This is a genomic window from Sphingomonas sp. NIBR02145 (assembly GCF_027359115.1).
GTDB lineage: Bacteria > Pseudomonadota > Alphaproteobacteria > Sphingomonadales > Sphingomonadaceae > Sphingomonas > Sphingomonas kyeonggiensis_A.
In genome coordinates this window covers 4174192-4191097 of sequence record NZ_CP114791.1, presented here as the reverse complement: position 1 = coordinate 4191097, position 16906 = coordinate 4174192, and the positions used below count along the sequence as shown (strand labels likewise).

General features: G+C 67.0%; 15 protein-coding genes. 3 read left to right on the top strand and 12 right to left on the bottom strand.

Translation table 11 applies throughout. The features are described from left to right. Positions 1-116: 116 nt before the first annotated feature. Genes O3305_RS19150 through O3305_RS19140 form a run of 3 tightly spaced genes read right to left on the bottom strand, consistent with a single transcriptional unit; the run spans position 117 to position 5871 of the window. Complete coding sequence (locus tag O3305_RS19150; protein ID WP_269573949.1) at positions 117-1532, bottom strand: efflux transporter outer membrane subunit; 1416 nt, start codon at positions 1530-1532, stop codon at positions 117-119. Further along, positions 1529-4783, bottom strand: coding sequence for an efflux RND transporter permease subunit (locus O3305_RS19145; protein WP_269573948.1), 3255 nt, complete (start codon positions 4781-4783; stop codon positions 1529-1531). Before O3305_RS19145 ends, O3305_RS19150 begins: the two co-directional genes overlap by 4 nt. Before the next feature lie 11 nt (positions 4784-4794). After that, complete coding sequence (locus O3305_RS19140) at positions 4795-5871, bottom strand: efflux RND transporter periplasmic adaptor subunit (RefSeq protein WP_269573947.1); 1077 nt, start codon at positions 5869-5871, stop codon at positions 4795-4797. Positions 5872-6150: 279 nt separating this feature from the next. On the opposite strand from O3305_RS19140, the gene O3305_RS19135 reads away from it, so the two are divergent. After that, positions 6151-6750: a TetR/AcrR family transcriptional regulator gene (locus O3305_RS19135; protein WP_269573946.1), complete on the top strand. Its 600-nt coding sequence runs from the start codon at positions 6151-6153 to the stop codon at positions 6748-6750. Between the two features lies 1 nt (position 6751). Further along, positions 6752-7819, top strand: coding sequence for a DNA polymerase IV (gene dinB, locus O3305_RS19130; protein ID WP_269573945.1), 1068 nt, complete (start codon positions 6752-6754; stop codon positions 7817-7819). A 4-nt stretch (positions 7820-7823) separates the two neighbouring features. Here the strand turns inward: dinB and O3305_RS19125 are convergent, their stop codons facing one another. From O3305_RS19125 to mgrA, 4 genes are read right to left on the bottom strand one after another with little or no spacing between them, the layout of a single operon-like run. Beyond that, positions 7824-8093 carry a hypothetical protein gene (locus O3305_RS19125; RefSeq protein ID WP_269573944.1) on the bottom strand — a complete coding sequence of 90 codons (270 nt, stop codon included), beginning with the start codon at positions 8091-8093 and terminating at the stop codon, positions 7824-7826. Positions 8094-8108: 15 nt separating this feature from the next. Then, positions 8109-10283 (bottom strand): penicillin acylase family protein, encoded by a 2175-nt coding sequence (locus O3305_RS19120; RefSeq protein WP_269573943.1) that lies wholly within the window; start codon positions 10281-10283, stop codon positions 8109-8111. Positions 10284-10308: 25 nt separating this feature from the next. After that, the gene (locus O3305_RS19115) at positions 10309-10776 is read right to left on the bottom strand and encodes a GreA/GreB family elongation factor (protein WP_269573942.1); all 468 of its coding nucleotides are present in this window, start codon (positions 10774-10776) and stop codon (positions 10309-10311) included. Continuing rightward, a complete protein-coding gene (gene mgrA / locus O3305_RS19110; protein WP_269573941.1) occupies positions 10773-11834 on the bottom strand; it encodes an L-glyceraldehyde 3-phosphate reductase in 1062 nt (353 codons plus the stop codon). Before mgrA ends, O3305_RS19115 begins: the two co-directional genes overlap by 4 nt. A gap of 99 nt (positions 11835-11933) precedes the next feature. On the opposite strand from mgrA, the gene O3305_RS19105 reads away from it, so the two are divergent. Continuing rightward, a complete protein-coding gene (locus O3305_RS19105) occupies positions 11934-13001 on the top strand; it encodes a glycosyltransferase family 2 protein (RefSeq protein WP_269573940.1) in 1068 nt (355 codons plus the stop codon). 45 nt (positions 13002-13046) lie between these two features. Here O3305_RS19105 and O3305_RS19100 read toward each other — a convergent pair whose 3' ends face one another. The 5 genes from O3305_RS19100 to sufC are packed head-to-tail and all read right to left on the bottom strand — an operon-like array spanning position 13047 to position 16906. Next, a complete protein-coding gene (locus O3305_RS19100; protein WP_184161162.1) occupies positions 13047-13400 on the bottom strand; it encodes a HesB/IscA family protein in 354 nt (117 codons plus the stop codon). Then, positions 13400-13876 carry an SUF system Fe-S cluster assembly protein gene (locus tag O3305_RS19095; RefSeq protein WP_184161165.1) on the bottom strand — a complete coding sequence of 159 codons (477 nt, stop codon included), beginning with the start codon at positions 13874-13876 and terminating at the stop codon, positions 13400-13402. The genes O3305_RS19100 and O3305_RS19095 overlap by 1 nt, the downstream gene beginning before the upstream one ends. Continuing rightward, on the bottom strand, positions 13873-15084 hold the full coding sequence (locus O3305_RS19090; RefSeq protein WP_269573939.1) for a cysteine desulfurase: 1212 nt from the start codon (positions 15082-15084) through the stop codon (positions 13873-13875). The genes O3305_RS19095 and O3305_RS19090 overlap by 4 nt, the downstream gene beginning before the upstream one ends. Next, positions 15081-16166 (bottom strand): SufD family Fe-S cluster assembly protein, encoded by a 1086-nt coding sequence (locus tag O3305_RS19085; protein WP_269573938.1) that lies wholly within the window; start codon positions 16164-16166, stop codon positions 15081-15083. The genes O3305_RS19090 and O3305_RS19085 overlap by 4 nt, the downstream gene beginning before the upstream one ends. Next, complete coding sequence (gene sufC / locus O3305_RS19080) at positions 16163-16906, bottom strand: Fe-S cluster assembly ATPase SufC (protein ID WP_269573937.1); 744 nt, start codon at positions 16904-16906, stop codon at positions 16163-16165. The genes O3305_RS19085 and sufC overlap by 4 nt, the downstream gene beginning before the upstream one ends.

Here is a 16906-nt window from a genome sequence, read left to right as displayed (position 1 = left end):
TGTGTCCAGCTACACTTTCGGGTAGTAGGGAGTGTTCGCGGCACGCATGCCGTTGAAACAGCCGCGTCCCCGCGCGCCATGAGGCACGCGGGGCGCGGGGGCGGGGGTTGGCAGGTTCAGCCCTGGGGAGACTGCTGCCACCCCCCGCCAAGCGCGAGGAACAGGGTCACGGTCGCATCGGAGAAGTCCGATTCGGCCTGTGCGAGGCTCAGTTCGTTCGAAGCGAGCGAACGCTCGGCATCCAGCACGGTCTGAAACGGCTCGGCACCGGCACGGTAGCGCAGGCGCGCGATGCGCGCCGCTTCGCCGCTCTGGTCGCGGCCGCGGCGCAGCGCCTCGACCCGCTGGCCCTGCGCGACATAGGCAGCGAGCGCCGTCTCGGTATCGCGCAATGCCGTGAGCCAGGTGCCGTCGAACGTGGCGAGCGCAGCGTCCGCCCCGGCCTTGGCCTGGGCGATGCGGGCACGAGCCACGGTCATGTTCGGGAAGCTGAACGAGAGCAGCGGGCCGACGCTGAACCGGAACGACGAGCTCTTGAACAGGTCCTTCGGATCGAGCGCGGTCGAGCCGATCGAGCCGCCGATCGAGATGTTCGGATAGAGATCCGCGGTGGCGACGCCGATCTGCGCGGTGGCCGAGGCCAGGCGGCGTTCGGCGGCGCGGACATCGGCACGGCGGGCGAGCAGGGTCGCGCCGTTGCCGACCGGGATTGCCTGCTTCACGACGGGAACCGTCTCGCAGCCTGCGACGTCGGCCGGAGCGTCTGCCGGCGGCTTGCCGGTGAGCGTGGCGAGGCGGAACAGCGCCGCCTTGCGCTGCGCTTCGAAAACCGGGACGGTTGCGCGGGTCTGCTCGAGCAGCGCGCCGCCCTGGGCTGTCTCCAGCCCGGTGCCGCGGCCACCGGCCTCGAGCCGGCGGGTCAGGTCGAACGTGTCCTCCTGCAGCTTGAGCGTCTGCGAGGCGACCTTGAGCTGCTGGCCTGCGGCGCAGGCATCCGAATAGGCGCGGATCGTCTCGGCGACGACGGTGACGCGGGCGAGGTCATAGGCGGCCTGGCTGGCAGCGACATCCGCCCGCCCCGCTTCGATGCCGCGCGCGATCTTGCCGAACAGATCGACCTGATAGCTCGCGTCGAGGCCCACGGTGTAGGTCTCGCCCTCGAACGAGGCGTTGGGGATGCCCATCGCCGCGCCCGGGGTACGGGCATGCGTCGCCTGCGAGTTGACCGTGGTGCTGGGCAGGATCTGAGACCGGGTCTCGCGCAGCACGGCGCGGGCCTGGCGCAGGTTCGCCGCGGCGACGCGCAGATCGGTGTTGGCCGCCAGCGCCTCGCCGACCAGCCGGTCGATCACCGGCGTGTCGTAGAGCTTCCACCAGTCGGCCGGCGGCTCGTCCGGCACGAAGCCCGGCGCGTTCGCCTGGCTGAGCTCGCCCTGTGCCGGCGCCTTGGGCGCGGGCGAGACATAGTTGGGGCCGACCGCGCAACCGGCCAGGGACAGGCCGGCGGCGGTCAGGATGAGGGTCCGCTTCATTGGGCTTCTCCCGTCGCGGGTGCAGGCGTCTGGGTCGGTTCCGGCGGGGCTTGCTCGCTCACCCGGCCACCGCCCCATCTGCGCATCAGCACATAGAAGATCGGCGTGAAGACCAGGCCGAAGATGGTCACGCCGACCATGCCGAACACCACCGCGGTGCCGAGCGACTGGCGCATTTCCTGGCCCGGGCCGCTGGCGATCGCCAGCGGGATCACGCCGAAGATGAAGGCGAACGAAGTCATCAGGATCGGGCGAAGACGCGAACGGGCCGCATGGATCGCCGCATCGAACCGGTTCATGCCCTCTTCCTCGCCCTGCTTGGCGAACTCGACGATCAGGATCGCGTTCTTCGCGGCCAGCGCGATGAGCACGACGAGACCGACCTGGGTGAGGATGTTGTTGTCCATCCCGCGCAGGTTCACGCCGAGCAATGCCGCGAGGATACACATCGGCACGATCAGGATCACCGCAAGCGGCAGCGTGAGCGCTTCATACTGGGCTGCCAGCACGAGGAACACGAACACCACGGCGAGGACGAAGATCAGCGCCGAGGAACTGCCCGCCGCCTTCTGCTGATAGGCAAGGCCGGTCCATTCATAGCCATAGCCCTGCGGCAACACCTTGGTCGCCATCGCTTCCATCGCAGCGAGCGCATCGCCCGAGGAGACGCCCGGCGCCGCCTGGCCCTGCAGTTCGACTGCGGGGAGCAGGTTGTAGCGCACCACGCGCGACGATCCGGAATCGCGCACCAGGTTCGCCACTGCCGAGACCGGCACCATCTGCCCGCTCGACGACCGGACCTGGAGACGGCCGATATCGTCCATCTGGTCGCGGGCGTTCGGCTCCGCCTGCGCGGTCACGCGGAAGGTGCGGCCGAGCAGGTTGAAGTCGTTGACATAGGTCGAACCGATATAGGTGCCGATCGCGTCGAACACCTGGCTGGGCTGCACGCCGAGCAGTTGCGCCTTGTCGCGGTCGACATCGGCACGGATCTTCGGCGTCGCGGTGTTGAACAGCGAGAAGACCTGGCTGACCTTATGCTCCTGCATCGCGGCGCCCATCATCGCGCCGGTCGCGCCCTCGAGCCCGCGCCAGCCGCCATTGGCCGACTTGTCCTCGATCATCATCACGAAGCCCGAACCGTTGCCGAGGCCCTGCACCGCGGGCGGTGCGATCATGAAGATGTTGGCGCCGCTGATCTGCCCGGCGATCGCGCCGGTGAGCTGGCCGGCCAGCGCTTCCGCGCTCTGCTTCTTGCCGCGCTCGGACCAGTCCTTGAGCTTGATGAAGATCACGCCCGCGTTCGACGCCTGGCTGAAACTCGCGCCGTCAAGGCCTGCGAACGCCGCGCCGTCGATCACGCCATCGGTCTTGGCGGCGATGTCATAGGCCTTGGCGACGACTTCGCTGGTGCGGTCGAGCGACGAGCCCGGCGGCAGCTGGACGACGCCGATCAGGAAGCCCTGATCCTGCTCGGGGATGAAGCCGGTCGGCGTGGCGGTCAGGCGCCAGCCGGTCAGCGCGAGCAGGCCCGCATAGATGATCATCATGATCAGGCCCATGCGGATCAGGCGGCTGGTCACATGCCCATAGCGATCCGACAGCCAGTCGAAGCCCTGGTTGAACTTCTCGGCGCCGATCTTGATCGGGCGCATCCAGCGCGGACCCTTGTTCGCATCCATATGCTCGTGCGGTTTGAGCAGCAGGGCTGCGAGGGCCGGCGACAGGGTAAGCGAGACGAGCAGCGAGATCGCCGAGGCAGCGGCGATCGTCACCGCGAACTGGCGGTAGAAGATGCCGGGAATGCCGCCGACCATCGCGGTCGGGATGAACACCGAGACGAGCACCAGGCCGATCGCGACCAGCGCGCCGGACACTTCGCGCATCGTCAGGTGCGCGGCCTCGCGCGGGTTCTTGCCCTCGCGGATATGCTTTTCCACCGCCTCGACCACGACGATCGCGTCGTCGACCACGATGCCCACGGCGAGCACGAGCGCGAACAACGAAAGCGAGTTGATCGAGAAGCCGAGCGCGAGCTGCACCGCGAAGGTGCCGACCAGCGCGATCGGGATGGCGACGATCGGGATCACCGCAGCGCGCCAGGTCTGGAGGAAAATCAGCACCACGACGACGACGAGGACGACCGCTTCGAACAGCGTGTGCTGCACGGCTTCCACCGAGGCCGAGACATATTCGGTCGGGTTGTAGGGGATGCTGTACTGCAGGCCGGCCGGGAAGTCCTTCTTGAGGACGTCCATTTCCTTCAGCACGAGCTCGGCTGCGTTGAGCGAGTTGGCGCCCGGCTGCTGGACGATGGCGAGCGCGATGCCGCGCTTGCCGCCGAACGAGCCCTGGATCGAATAATCCTGGCTGCCCAGCTCGACCCGCGCGACGTCGCCCAGCTTGGTGAGCGCGGCGCCCGAGGGATCGGACTTGATGACGATGTTCGAGAACTGTTCGACGCTGGCGAGACGGCCCTGCACATCGACCGGCACTTCGAACGAAGGCTTGTCCTTGCCCGAGGGCGACGAGCCGAGCGCACCGCCCGCGGTCTGGACGTTCTGCGCCTGCAACGCGGCGATGATCTCCGTGGAGGTCAGGTTGCGCGCGGCCGCCTTGTCCGGATCGATCCAGACGCGCATCGAGTAGTTGCCGCCGCCGAAGATCTGCACCGAGCCGACGCCTTCGAGGCGCAGCAGCCGGTCACGGATCACCGTGTTGGCGTAGTTGCCCATGTAATCGACATCGAGGCTGTTGTCGGGCGACGTCAGCGCCACGATCATCAGGAAGCCCGATTCCTGCTTGTTCACCGTCACGCCGATCTGGCGGACCTGCTCGGGCAGGCGCGGCAGCGCGAGGTTGACGCGGTTCTGCACCAGCACCTGCGCGGCATCGAGATCGGTGCCGGGCTTGAAGGTGACGGTGATCTGGCCCGCGCCCTGGGTGGAGGACGAGCTCATGTAGAGCATGCCCTCGACGCCGTTGATCTCCTGCTCCAGCGGCGCGGCGACCGTCTCGGCGATGATCTCCGGCGAGGCGCCGGCATAGGCGGCCTGGACCGAGATCGTCGGCGGGGCGATCTCCGGATACTGCGACAGCGGCAGCAGCGGGTAGCAGAAGGCGCCGATCAGGGTGATGAACACCGAGATCACGGCCGCGAAGATCGGCCGCTCGATGAAGAAGCTCGAGAAGCCGCGATGCTCGACCGGCGGCGCGGACTGGGCGGCCGTTGTGGCCTGGTTGTCACTCATCGACCCGTTCCTCAGCGCTTGTTCGCGGGCTGGGCGGCGTAGTCAGGCGCGTCGTTGGGGCCCTTGGCGGCCGGCGCCGCTTCCTTGACCTGGCCCGGCTGCGGCGTGACCTTCACGCCCGGACGGGCGCGCTGGGCACCGTCGATCACGACCCGGTCGTCCTTGTTCAGGCCCGAGCGGATCACGCGCAGGCTGCCCTGGAGCGGGCCGGTCTGCACCGGACGCGCCGTCACCGTGTTGGTCTTGTCGACAACGAATACGATCTGGCGGGCCGCATCGGCCATGATCGCCGTGTCGGGCACCAGCATCGCCGGATAGGGCTTGGATGCCTCGAGGCGGGCCGAGCCGAACATGCCGGCCTTCAGGAAGCCGCCGGGATTGGCGATGACCGCACGGGCGCGGATCGTGCCGGCACCGGCATCGAGCGCGTTGTCGACGAAGTCGATCGTGCCGTTATGGGTATAGTCGCTCTCGTCCGAGAGCTTGACCTTGATCGGGGTGCCGTTCTGGGTGCCCGACCCGTCGCGCTGGTACTTGAGCAGCAGCGCTTCCGAGCCCTGGAACACGAAATGCACCGGATCGACCGAAACGATCGTGGTCAGCACAGTCTGGTCGGTCGCGACCGTGTTGCCGACATCGACCTTGCGCTCCGAGATGCGGCCGCTGATCGGCGCAACGACCCGGGTGAAGCCGAGATCGAGCTGGCGGGCGCGGAGATTGGCCTCGGCTGCGGCGACCTGCGCGCTACCCGAGCGCAACGCGGCGCGGCGCTGCTCCAGCTCTTCCTGGCTGGCGGCGCGCTGCGCGACCAGCGCTTCCGAGCGGGCATATTCGGTCTGCGCGTTGGCGAGCGTCGCCTTTGCCTGGGCGACCTGCGCCGCAGCTTGGGCGACGGCGGCCTGGGCCGGACGCGGATCGATGGTGAAGAGCAGCTGGCCCTTGCGGACATACTGGCCATCCTTGAACCAGATGCCCTGCAGATAGCCCGTGGCGCGCGGACGCACTTCGACGCTCTGGATCGCCTCGAAGCGGCCGACGAACTCGTCCCAGTCGACGACGTCGCGCACCAGCGGGGCAGCAACGGTCACGGGCGGCGCACCCTGCTGGGGCGGCTGCGCACCGCCTCCACCGCAGCCGGAAAGGACAAGCGCGGCTGCAAGAGCCGGGATGAGCAGCTGACGGTTCTTCGAGTGCATTTTCGATCCCTAAATCCGTGCCTCTGGCCGGACATCCTCCGCGGTGTCGTTGCTCGAAACGAACGACTTCCGATTTGGTCCCGCTAAGCGGGTTCAGGGAACTTGTCAACGAGTGATGACATATGTCCACAGCGGTTGACTATGTTCACCGCCATGTTAGGGAAACTGTCCATGATCCCACCGGTTCCGTCGCGGCATCGCAATGCCGTTGCGACGCGCCAGGCAATTCTCGCCTCGGCCCGGAAGCATTTCGCACGCGAGAATTACGAGAATGTCGGCCTGCGCGAGATCGCGGGCGATGCCGGCGTCGATCCCGCATTGGTCAGCCGCTATTTCGGCAGCAAGGAAGCGCTGTTCCGCGAGACGCTGCGCGATGATGACGAGAAGGACATCATGGACGGGGCGACGCGGGAGACGCTCGCCCAGCATTTCGCCGATCTCTTTCTCGAGAAGGGCGACACGCCGCCGGGCGAGCGCGATATCCATATCGAGCGCATCCTGATCCTGCTCCACTCGATCGGCTCGCCCAAGGCGGGGCAGATCATCCACGACGCGGTACAGGCTGATATCCTCGACCCGGTTTCCCAGGAACTGGTCGGCCAGGATACCGAGATGCGCGCGGCGATGGCGCTTGCGGTGCTGATGGGCATGGGCATCATGCACAACATGCTCTCCATCGACACGCTTGAATGCAGCCCCGAAGAGGATGCACGCTTCGAAAAGCGCCTCACCCGCATCTTCGCCGCCGCGCTGGAGCCGATGGACGACTGACATGACCGCAGCGCCGGTCCGCAAGATCATCCATGTCGACATGGATGCCTTTTACGCATCGGTGGAGCAGCGCGACGATCCGGCGCTTCGGGGCAAGCCGGTCGCGGTCGGGTACGCAGCGGCACGCGGCGTGGTCGCGGCGGCGAGCTACGAGGCACGCAAGTTCGGGGTGCGCAGCGCCCTGCCCTCGGTCACCGCATTGCGGCGCTGCCCCGAGCTGGTGTTCGTCAAGCCGCGCTTCGACGTCTATCGCGCGGTCTCGAAGCAGATCCACGCGATCTTCGCCGACTATACCCCGATCATCCAGCCGCTCTCGCTCGACGAGGCCTATCTCGACGTGACCGCCAATCTGCGCGGGATCGAGACCGCCTGGGCGACGGCCAAGGAAATCCGCGCGCGCATCCTGGAGGAAACCGGGCTCACTGCCTCGGCGGGCATCTCGTACAACAAGTTCCTCGCCAAGCTCGCCTCGGACCAGCGCAAGCCCAATGGCCAGTTCGCGGTGACGCCGGACATGGGCGCCGCCTGGGTGGAGACGCTCCCGGTCAAGCGTTTCCACGGCGTGGGGCCGGTGACCGCGAAGAAGATGCAGGGACTCGGCATCGAGACCGGCGCGGACCTGCGCGCCAAGTCGATCGAGTTCCTGCGCGCCCATTTCGGCAGCTCGGCCGAATGGTATCACGCGATCGCCCGCGGCGAGGACGATCGCCCGGTCGATGCCGAGCGCATCCGCAAGTCCTCAGGCTCGGAGACAACCTTCAACACCGACCTGACGGGCAATGAAGAGATCGAGGCCGGCGTGCTGGAAATGGCGGAGGACGTCTGGGCCTGGTGCGAAAAGGCGCAGGAGTTCGGCCGCACGGTCACGGTGAAGGTGAAATATGCCGATTTCCAGATCATCACCCGCAGCCGCAGCCTGACCGCCGGCCTGGTCGACCGCCGCGAGGCGCTGCGCGACATGAGCCTGTCACTGATCCGCTCGGTCCTGCCCACGCCCAAGGGGATAAGGCTGGTGGGGGTGACGGTGTCGAATTTCGAGGAGCGGCTAGGGGAGGAACTACCGTTCTGAGCGCCTATGGCGGGTCGGTTTCAATCATCAGCGTAAGCGCCCTGAACCACTTCAGGATTTGCCGCCCACGAAAGAAGATAACCACGCTTAAGAACGGAATCCAGAAGACGAACAACGCCTTGTCGATCGTGAATGCTCTCCAGAGCATGCTGACGAAAAGAACGAGGATCGTCAGGTCGAACAGGACATATGCCGTACCGAGCAGCATCTCCTTGGTCGTCGTAAAACGAAGCTTCGCGTCCAACAGGACGAGCAGCGCCCGGATAGTCTTCATTACCCCCAAGTCCCTCTATTCCCCCGGCCGATACACCCGCTCGACATGCCCCTTCAGATCCTCGGGGTAGAAGTACACCGGCCGCAGGGCGCCCGCCGCATAGCGTTCGGCCTGGTCCTTGAAGTGCTTAGACTCAGGGTGCCCGCTCTCGCCGCCGGCGGTCACCGCCCAGGCGCGCACCTTCGGCCCGAACTCCACCGCCGCGACGAAGCTGTTGCCGAGCGTGCCGTAATAGCGCTTCGTCCCCGGCCAGCGCTTGGCGCCGAACGAGGCGAGCGAGCCCCATTGCGCCGAGGTGAAGGGCACCTGGATGCTCGGCTTCGCATCGTCGAACTGCTGGGCGATCGCGCCGTCGTTGCGCTGGAAGCGGTTGATCTCGCCCCAGGGCACCTGCCAGCTGCCGAAATCCTGGGTGAGGCGATCGACCGCCGAGGCCAGCGCGTCGATCCGCTGCGCGTCGGTCGCGCGCTCGGCCATCCAGTCCCATACCGACAGGCCTGCCTCCTTGGCCGGCGTCGCCGAGGGAACCCATAGCGCCTCCCCCCAGAACACCGCGAGCGACGTCGCGGTCGAGTCAGCATTCCAGCGGCGGTCCCAGCCCTTCAACAGCGCCACCGGCTCGGCAAGCCTGGCCTTGCGGGCATCCCCCTCGGGCAGCTTCTCCCAGGCCGATATCAGTCCCGGCAGCAGCCGGTCGAAGGCGGGCAGGAAGCTGTCATAAGCCGCTTGGCGCAGCGTCTCCGGCGTGAAATCCCTGCGCGCGTTCAGCACCCGCAGCGCATGCGCGCCGCGCGGATTCTCGCCCGCCTGGTCGAAATAGCGCGGATAGTCCGTCGCCTTCGGACTGTCGGCACCGGCCGCGGTCCAGGGCCAGTTGTTCGTGTTGAAGGCCCAGCCGTTTCGCGGGTTCACCACCTGCGGCAGGCTGGCAAGGCTGTGCAGCCCCCGCCAGTCGGTCGCCGGATCGCTGCCATCGACCGGCTTGCGATAATCGAAGCGATTGTCGCGCACCGGCATGAACTGCGGCATCAGGAACGCGATCTCGCCCTTCGAATCGGCGAACAAGGTGTTGTTCGAGCTGTTGGCCTTGAGCCCGGCAATCTTCAGGAAGCTCGCATAGTCGCCGGCCTTGGTGCGCAGGAAGCTCTGCTGCAGCGCCTCGACCGGCTTGTTCATCAATGAGACGGCAATCCACTTGCCGTCCGCCGTTTCGCGGACGATCGGGCCGTGATGCGTCGAATAGGTGGTGAAGCTGCGCCGCCCCCGCTCCCCGTCCGCCGTCCGATAGGCGATGGTGATCGGCTTGAGCGTTATCCGCCGCTTCTCGCCACCATAGAGATAGAAGAGCTCCTTCTCCCAACCACCCCGATCAACCGTCTCCGCGAACTCGTCGACATTGTCGACGCCGCTCGAGGTGTGCATCCAGCCGGCGTGCGGGTTGAAACCCTGGTAGATGAAGAACTGCCCCCAGGTTGCCGCGCCATAGGCATTGAGCCCCTCGCCGCTCGTCACCTGCTGCTCCGATCGAAAGAAGAAGCTGGTGTGCGGGTTGATCAGCAGCAGCGCATGGCCGTTCTTCGTGTGGCTCGGCGCGATCGCGAAGCCGTTCGAGCCCTTGGGCTCCTTGTAGAGCAGACCCTTCTCGGCATCGGTCATCGCCAGCTTCTGCCTGCCGTAGAACGCCTCGATCTGGCTGAGTGGCACCCGCTCGATATCGCCGCCGATGCTGCCTTCGGAGAAGCTCAGCGCCATCCACGGCTCGAACCGGGTGAGCACCCGCGGCTTCACCTCAGGGTGGGTGGCGAGATAATAGTTCAGCCCGTCCGCCCAGGCCTGCATCAGCGTGCGCAGCCATTCCGGGCTCTTCGCATAGTCCGCTTTCAGCACCTCGGGGTCGACGAACAGCCGTTGGCGCAGATCCTGCCAGATCGCGCCCTCGCCCTCCGCTTCCGCCAGACGCCCCAGGCTGACCAGATAATTGGTCTCGATCCGGTTGAAGTCGTCCTCGGCCTGGGCATAGATCATCCCGAACACCGCATCGGCGTCGCTCCTGCCGTGGATATGCGCGACGCCCCAGTCGTCACGGGTGATCTTCACCCGCGACGCGGTCGCCCTCCAGCGAGCGGCATCGGTCTGGGCATGGGCGGCGGTGGAGGCGAGCAGCGCGGCGGCGAGGAGCAGGCGAGTCATGCCCGCACCCTAGACCGGCTTGGGCTCAGTCCGGAATCGTTTCGATCTCGACAATCTCGATTGCCTGGGGCTTGCCCGCGAAATCGACCTTCTCGCCTTCCTCGGCACCGATCAGCGCCTTGGCGAGCGGGGCCTGGAAGGAGAGCCGGTCCGCCGAGGGATCCGCCTCGTCATGCCCGACAATATCGATCACCCGCTCCTTGCCGGTCATGCGGATCCGCACGCGCGAGCCGATGCCGACCACGCCTTCCTCAGGCTCGGGCGCGATCTGGGCAGTGGTTCGGCGGGTGTTCCAGTAGCGCAGCTCGCGCTTCAGGCCCTCGAGCGCCTCTTCCTCGCCGCCCGCCGCAACCGCGGCCTCCAGCTCGGCGACCTTCGCCTCGATCAGCGCCAGCCCGCGCGCCGTGACCATATTGGGTCCCGGCGGCAGCGGCAGCTCGAACTTCGGTTCCTTATGTTCCTCGTCGCTCTCGCGGCGGAAGGCGACGCTCATTGGCCGGGGGTTTCCTCGATGCTCGACGAGATCTTCCAAAGATCGAGGCTGCCATCGGTTGCATGCTGATCGATCTCAGCCAGTTCATCCGCGCTGAAATCGAGATTGTTGACCGCGTCCAGCGAGTTGTCGAGCTGCTCCACCGTGCGTGCGCCGATCAGCGCGGAGGTGACGCGTGCATCGCGCAGCACCCAGGCGATCGCCATCTGCGCCAGCGTCTGGCCACGCTTCTGGGCGATGGCGTGGAGGGCACGAATGCGGGCGATATTGTCGTCCGACAGCAGCCGCTGGTTGAGCGAGCCGCCCTTTGAGGCACGCGCATCCTCGGGCACGCCGTTGAGGTATTTGTTGCTCAGCATGCCCTGCGCCAGCGGCGAGAAGGCGATGCAGCCGGTGCCGAGCTCGCCCAGCGTGTCGAGCAGCTCGCCTTCGACCCAGCGGTTGAGCATCGAATAGCTCGGCTGATGGATCAGCAGCGGCACCTTGTATTCGGCAAGGATCGCCGCCGCCTGGCGGGTCAGCTCGGGCGAATAGCTGGAGATGCCGACATACAGCGCCTTTCCCTGGCGGTGGATCTGGGCGAGCGCGCCCATCGTCTCCTCGAGCGGCGTCTTGGGATCGACGCGGTGCGAGTAGAAGATGTCGACATAGTCGAGCCCCATCCGCTTCAGGCTCTGGTCGCACGAGGCGATCAGATACTTCTTCGAACCGCCGACATCGCCATAGGGCCCGGGCCACATGTCCCAGCCCGCCTTGGTCGAGACGATCAGTTCGTCGCGATGGCTGGCGAAGTCGGTCACCATGACGCGGCCGAAATTCTCCTCGGCCGAGCCATAGGGCGGGCCGTAATTGTTCGCGAGATCGAAGTGGGTCACGCCCCGGTCGAACGCGCGGCGCAGCATCGCGCGGCCGGTCTCAAACACGTCGGTGCCGCCGAAATTCTGCCAGAGGCCCAGGCTGATCGCCGGCAGGTCGAGACCGGAACGGCCGCAGCGGCGATAGGGCATGCGCCCGTCATAGCGCGCGGGATCGGCGACATAGGGCTGGGGATAGGGCATCTGGTCTCTCCGCATGAACCTTGCGACGCGCCGCCTGGCGCGCATCGGCTTCGCCGCGTCCTATAATGATTCCCGGCCAGCAGTGAAGGATGCGCGTACATGCCCCGATTGGCGCTCGTGATGATCGTGCGAGACGAGGAAAGGTGCCTGGCGCGCTGCCTGGAAAGCGCCCGCGACCATGTCGACACGATGATCGTGGTCGATACCGGATCGACCGACGACACGGTCGCGATCGCCGAGCGCTGCGGCGCCACGGTGCACCACTTCACCTGGTGCGACGATTTCGCCGCCGCCCGCAATGCCGCGCTCGACCTTTCGGATGCCGACTGGAACCTGATCCTCGATGCCGACCAGTGGATCGAGGGCGATGCCGACGCGCTCGGGCCCGAGACGCTGCCGCCCGCCTTCATCGCGGCACAGCGCTTTCTCGGCTGCGCACACATGATCAACCAGGATCCGGCTGAAGGCCCGGGAGTGCGCAGGCTGGTGCCGCGCGTGCTGCCGCGCGGGGTGCGCTATGAAGGGCGCATCCATGAGCAGCCGGCCTCTTCGCTACCGCTGGTGCCGCTGTCGCTGTCGTTGAGGCATGACGGATTCGACGAGGCGCAGCTCGCCCGCAAGGCCGGGCGCAACGAAGCGCTGCTGGTCGCTCAGCTCGCCGAGACCCCCGGGGATTCCTATCTCTGGTACCAGCTCGGCCGCGAGCATCTGGTGCGCGGCAAGCCAGGCGAGGCCGCCGATGCGCTGCTCACCGCCCACCGCACCGGCGCTGCGGGCAATGCATGGCACCACGGCACCGTCGTCGGCGCGCTGCAGGCGCTCAAGCGCGCCGAACGGTTCGAGGAAGCGCTGGCATTCGCCGACCTGGAGCATCGCAACTGGCAGCGTTCGCCCGACTTCTATTTCGCTGTCGCCGACCTCTATCTCGACTGGGCGAGCCGCAATCCGGCAACTGCGATGAGCGAGCTGCTGCCGATCGCCGAGATGTCGTGGAAGCGTTGCCTCGAGATCGGCGAGCAGCCGGATCTGGATGGGTCGGTGGAAGGCTGCGGCAGCCATCTCGCCGCAGGCAATCTCGCAATGCTCTACGAGACGCTGGGGATCGACGACGAAGCGCGGGTTTATGCCGAGATGGCCACCAGCATGCGCCAGCGGATCACGGCGTAGGGGAGGCAACTGCTACCCGGCTTTCGCCGGGGAATCGAGAAAGGCTTAAACGGTAAAGCTCTCGCCGCAGCCGCAGCTGCCCTTGGCATTCGGGTTCTGGAACACGAAGCCGGCGGTGAAGTCGTCTTCCTGCCAGTCCATCGTCGAGCCGATCAGGTAGAGGATCGAGCCGCTATCGACATAGAAAATGCCGCCGGGCGTCTCGATCTTCTCGTCGAACGGCTTGGCCTCGCTGACATAGTCGACCGAATAGGCCAGCCCCGAGCAGCCGCGCCGCGGAGTCGACAGCTTGACGCCCACCGTGCCCTCCGGCGCCTTGGCCATCAGGTCGGCGATACGCTGCTCGGCGGCCGGCGTCAGGATCAGCGCGGCAGGGCGGGTACGGGTGGCGGTGGTCATCACAGCATCCCCAGTTCGAGCTTGGCCTCGTCGCTCATCTTCTGCGGATCCCATGGCGGATCCCAGACGAGATTGACTTCGGCGTGGCCGATCCCCGCGACCGAACCGACGCGCAGCTCGACTTCGCCGGGCATCGATTCCGCCACCGGGCAATGCGGCGTGGTCAACGTCATCGTCACCGCGGCATGGCCGTCACTGGTGATGTCGACGCCGTAGATCAGGCCGAGATCATAGATGTTCACCGGGATCTCGGGATCATAGATCTCCTTGAGCGCGTCGATCACCGCTTCGTACAGCGCGCCGCCCGGCTCGGTGCCCGACAGCGCCTGCGGCTTCTGCGAGAGGAAACCGGCGAGATAATCGCGCTTGCGCTCGAACGTCTCGCTCACGTCCTCAACCGCATCGTCCACGCGCGCCTTGGGCGGCGGCGCGACTGCGTCCACCTGCTCGACTTCAATCTTACGCTCTTCGTTCATCCGAAGATCCTTGTGACCCGTTCTATTCCAGCAACCAGCGCGGCGATGTCGTCCGCGCCGTTGTACACTCCGAAGCTCGCCCGCGCCGTGGCCGGCACGCCGAGCAAGTCCATCAGCGGCTGGGCGCAGTGATGCCCGGCGCGGATCGCGACATTGGCTTCATCCAATATGGTAGCGACGTCGTGCGGGTGCACCCCCTCCACCGCGAAACTGACGATACCGGCGCTGTCGGCCGGGCCGAACAGCTTGACCGAATTGAGCTGCGACAGCGCCTCGCGCGCCTGCGTCACCAGCGCCGTCTCGTGCGCATGGATGCGCTCCAGCCCGATGCTATCCACGTAATCGATCGCCGCATGCAGCCCGACCACGCCGACGATATGCGGCGTCCCCGCCTCGAACCGTCCGGGCGGCGGGGCATAGGTCGTCTTCGCGAAGGTGACCCGGTCGATCATCGAGCCGCCCCCCTGATAGGGCGGCATCGCGTCGAGCAGCGCGTAGCGCCCCCAGAGCACGCCGATACCGGTCGGCCCGTAGAGCTTGTGGCCCGACATCACATAGAAGTCGCAGCCGATCTCGGCCACGTCGACGGGCATGCGCGGCACGGCCTGGCAGCCGTCGAGCAGCACCTTGGCGCCGACCCTGTGCGCCAGTTCGGTCGCGCGCTTGGCGTCGAGCACCGAGCCGAGCACGTTCGAGACATGGGCGAGTGCGACCAGCTTGTGGCGCTCGGTGAGCATGGCTTCCATCGCGTCGAGGTCGATCCGCTGGTCGGCGGTGAGCGGCACCACGTCGATCTCGGCGCCGATGCGCTCGGCGACCATCTGCCAGGGCACGATGTTCGAATGATGCTCGAGCGCGGAAAGCAGGATGCGGTCGCCAGCCTTCAACTGGGTGCCGGCCCAGCACTGCGCGACGAGGTTGATCCCCTCGGTCGCGCCGCGCACGAACACGACTTCGTTCTCGGCTCCACCCAGGAACTTCGCCACCCGCTTGCGCGCCGCCTCATAGGCCAGCGTCATGTCCGCGGAGCGCTGGTAGACGCCGCGATGCACGGTGGCATAGGTCTCGCCATATGCGCGATTGATCGCGTCGAGCACCGGCTTGGGCTTCTGCGAGGTCGCGGCGGTATCGAGATAATGCCAGCCGGCCGGGATCGCCGGGAAATCGGCGAGCACGTCGAGCGGGCGGGTGTCGGCAGTCACGGTCATAGCGCTGTGTCCAGCCAGCGGTCCGCATCGGCGGCAAAGGCTTCGCGCACCGCCTCCTCGCCGATCCGGGCGATCGCATCGCCGACAAAGGCGCGGGTGAGCAGCGCCTGGGCGCGGGCATGATCGATGCCGCGGCTCTGCAGGTAGAAGAGCGCCATCTTGTCGAGCTCGCCGACCGTCGCGCCGTGGGCGCACTTCACGTCGTCGGCGAAGATCTCGAGCTCGGGCTTGAGGTTCACCGTCGCCGAGCGCTGGAGCAGCAGGCCGCGCAGCGACTGCTCGCCATCGGTCTGCTGCGCACCGCGCGCCACTTCGACCCGGGCAGCCAGGCTGGCGGCCGACTTGTCCGCCGCCACCGCGCGCCACAGCTGGCGCGACGTGCCTTCGAGCGCGTCGTGGCGCACCACCACCGCGGCTTCCTGCTTCTGCGAACCCGAGGTAAGCAGCGCGCCGCCCATCTCGGCGAACCCGCCCTTGCCGTTGACCAGCAGCGAACCGTCGATCCGGCTGCCCATGCCGCCGGCGCCGAGGAACACCGAGACCAGGCTCGCCGCCTCGCCCACTTCGGCTTCCTCGCGCAGCGAGACGAAGCCGTCGGACTGCAGCAGCCGCACCGAGCGCATCAGCCGCGCGCCGGTCTCCAGGCACAGGGTGGTCAACCGGTTGGCCCAGCCCGACCCCGCATAGGTCTCGACCACGCTCGCCACCGCGTCGGCGCCGAGCATCAGGCGGGCGGGCACATGGCTCTCGCCGCCCGTGCCGATATGGACGATCTGCACAGTGAGCGCGGCATGCTCGGGACCGAGATGCAGCGACCAGCCCTCGCCATCGGTGAGGCTGCCAAGCGGATGGTCGGTCGTCGCCAGCTGCTGCGTCACCTGCACCGGGCCGGGCTGCGAATGCGCGGGCTCGAAGCGACCATCGACGAACAACAGGCGCGGCCCCTCGATGTCGAGGAACAGGCCGGCCGGATCGACGCCGGTCGCATGCTGCGGCGTCGCGGCCGCCGCCTTGAGCGCGCCCATGTCGGCCCAGCGCCATTCCTCCTGGCGCGGCGTGGGGAGTTCGAGCAGCGTGTTCACGCCGCCAGGATCCCATAGCCTTCGCGCTCCAGCTCGAGCGCGAGCTCCGGCCCGCCCGAGCGGACGATGCGGCCATCGGCGAGGATGTGGACGAAGTCGGGCTGCACATAGTCGAGCAGCCGCTGGTAATGGGTGATCAGCAGCACCGCCTTGTCGGGCGCGCGCATGATCCGGTTGATCCCCTCGCCCACCGCACGCAGCGCGTCGATGTCGAGGCCCGAATCGGTCTCGTCGAGGATCGCCAGCTTGGGGCTGATGATGCCCATCTGGACCATCTCGTTGCGCTTCTTCTCGCCGCCCGAGAAGCCGACATTGACCGGGCGCTTGAGCATCTCGACGTCCATGCCGAGCGCGTCGGCCTGAGCACGGGCCAGCTTGAGGAACTCGCCGCCCGAGAGCGGTGCCTCGCCCCGCGCGCGGCGCTGGCTGTTGAGCGCCTCGCGAACGAACTGCAGGTTGGAGATGCCGGGGATCTCGACCGGATACTGGAAGCCGAGGAACAGGCCGGCGGCAGCGCGCTCGTGCGGCGCCAGCTCGAGCAGGTCCTGTCCCTCGAAGATCGCGCTGCCGCCGGTCGGCTCATAGCCCGGGCGGCCGCCCAGCGTATAGCCGAGCGTCGACTTGCCCGCGCCGTTCGGGCCCATGATCGCATGGACTTCGCCCGCGTTCACTTCGAGGCTGAGCCCCTTGAGGATTTCCTTGCCGTCGATTTCGGCGCGGAGGTCGGTGATCTTCAACAT

Excerpts from the sequence above, each read along its gene's own strand:
- O3305_RS19150 (WP_269573949.1), bottom strand. The coding sequence starts at position 1,532 with ATGAAGCGGACCCTCATCCTGACCGCCGCCGGCCTGTCCCTGGCCGGT.
- O3305_RS19145 (WP_269573948.1), bottom strand. The coding sequence starts at position 4,783 with ATGAGTGACAACCAGGCCACAACGGCCGCCCAGTCCGCGCCGCCGGTC.
- O3305_RS19135 (WP_269573946.1), top strand. The coding sequence starts at position 6,151 with ATGATCCCACCGGTTCCGTCGCGGCATCGCAATGCCGTTGCGACGCGC.
- dinB (WP_269573945.1), top strand. The coding sequence starts at position 6,752 with ATGACCGCAGCGCCGGTCCGCAAGATCATCCATGTCGACATGGATGCC.
- O3305_RS19125 (WP_269573944.1), bottom strand. The coding sequence starts at position 8,093 with ATGAAGACTATCCGGGCGCTGCTCGTCCTGTTGGACGCGAAGCTTCGT.
- O3305_RS19120 (WP_269573943.1), bottom strand. The coding sequence starts at position 10,283 with ATGACTCGCCTGCTCCTCGCCGCCGCGCTGCTCGCCTCCACCGCCGCC.
- O3305_RS19115 (WP_269573942.1), bottom strand. The coding sequence starts at position 10,776 with ATGAGCGTCGCCTTCCGCCGCGAGAGCGACGAGGAACATAAGGAACCG.
- mgrA (WP_269573941.1), bottom strand. The coding sequence starts at position 11,834 with ATGCCCTATCCCCAGCCCTATGTCGCCGATCCCGCGCGCTATGACGGG.
- O3305_RS19105 (WP_269573940.1), top strand. The coding sequence starts at position 11,934 with ATGCCCCGATTGGCGCTCGTGATGATCGTGCGAGACGAGGAAAGGTGC.
- O3305_RS19100 (WP_184161162.1), bottom strand. The coding sequence starts at position 13,400 with ATGACCACCGCCACCCGTACCCGCCCTGCCGCGCTGATCCTGACGCCG.
- O3305_RS19095 (WP_184161165.1), bottom strand. The coding sequence starts at position 13,876 with ATGAACGAAGAGCGTAAGATTGAAGTCGAGCAGGTGGACGCAGTCGCG.
- O3305_RS19090 (WP_269573939.1), bottom strand. The coding sequence starts at position 15,084 with ATGACCGTGACTGCCGACACCCGCCCGCTCGACGTGCTCGCCGATTTC.
- sufC (WP_269573937.1), bottom strand. The coding sequence starts at position 16,906 with ATGTTGAAGATCACCGACCTCCGCGCCGAAATCGACGGCAAGGAAATC.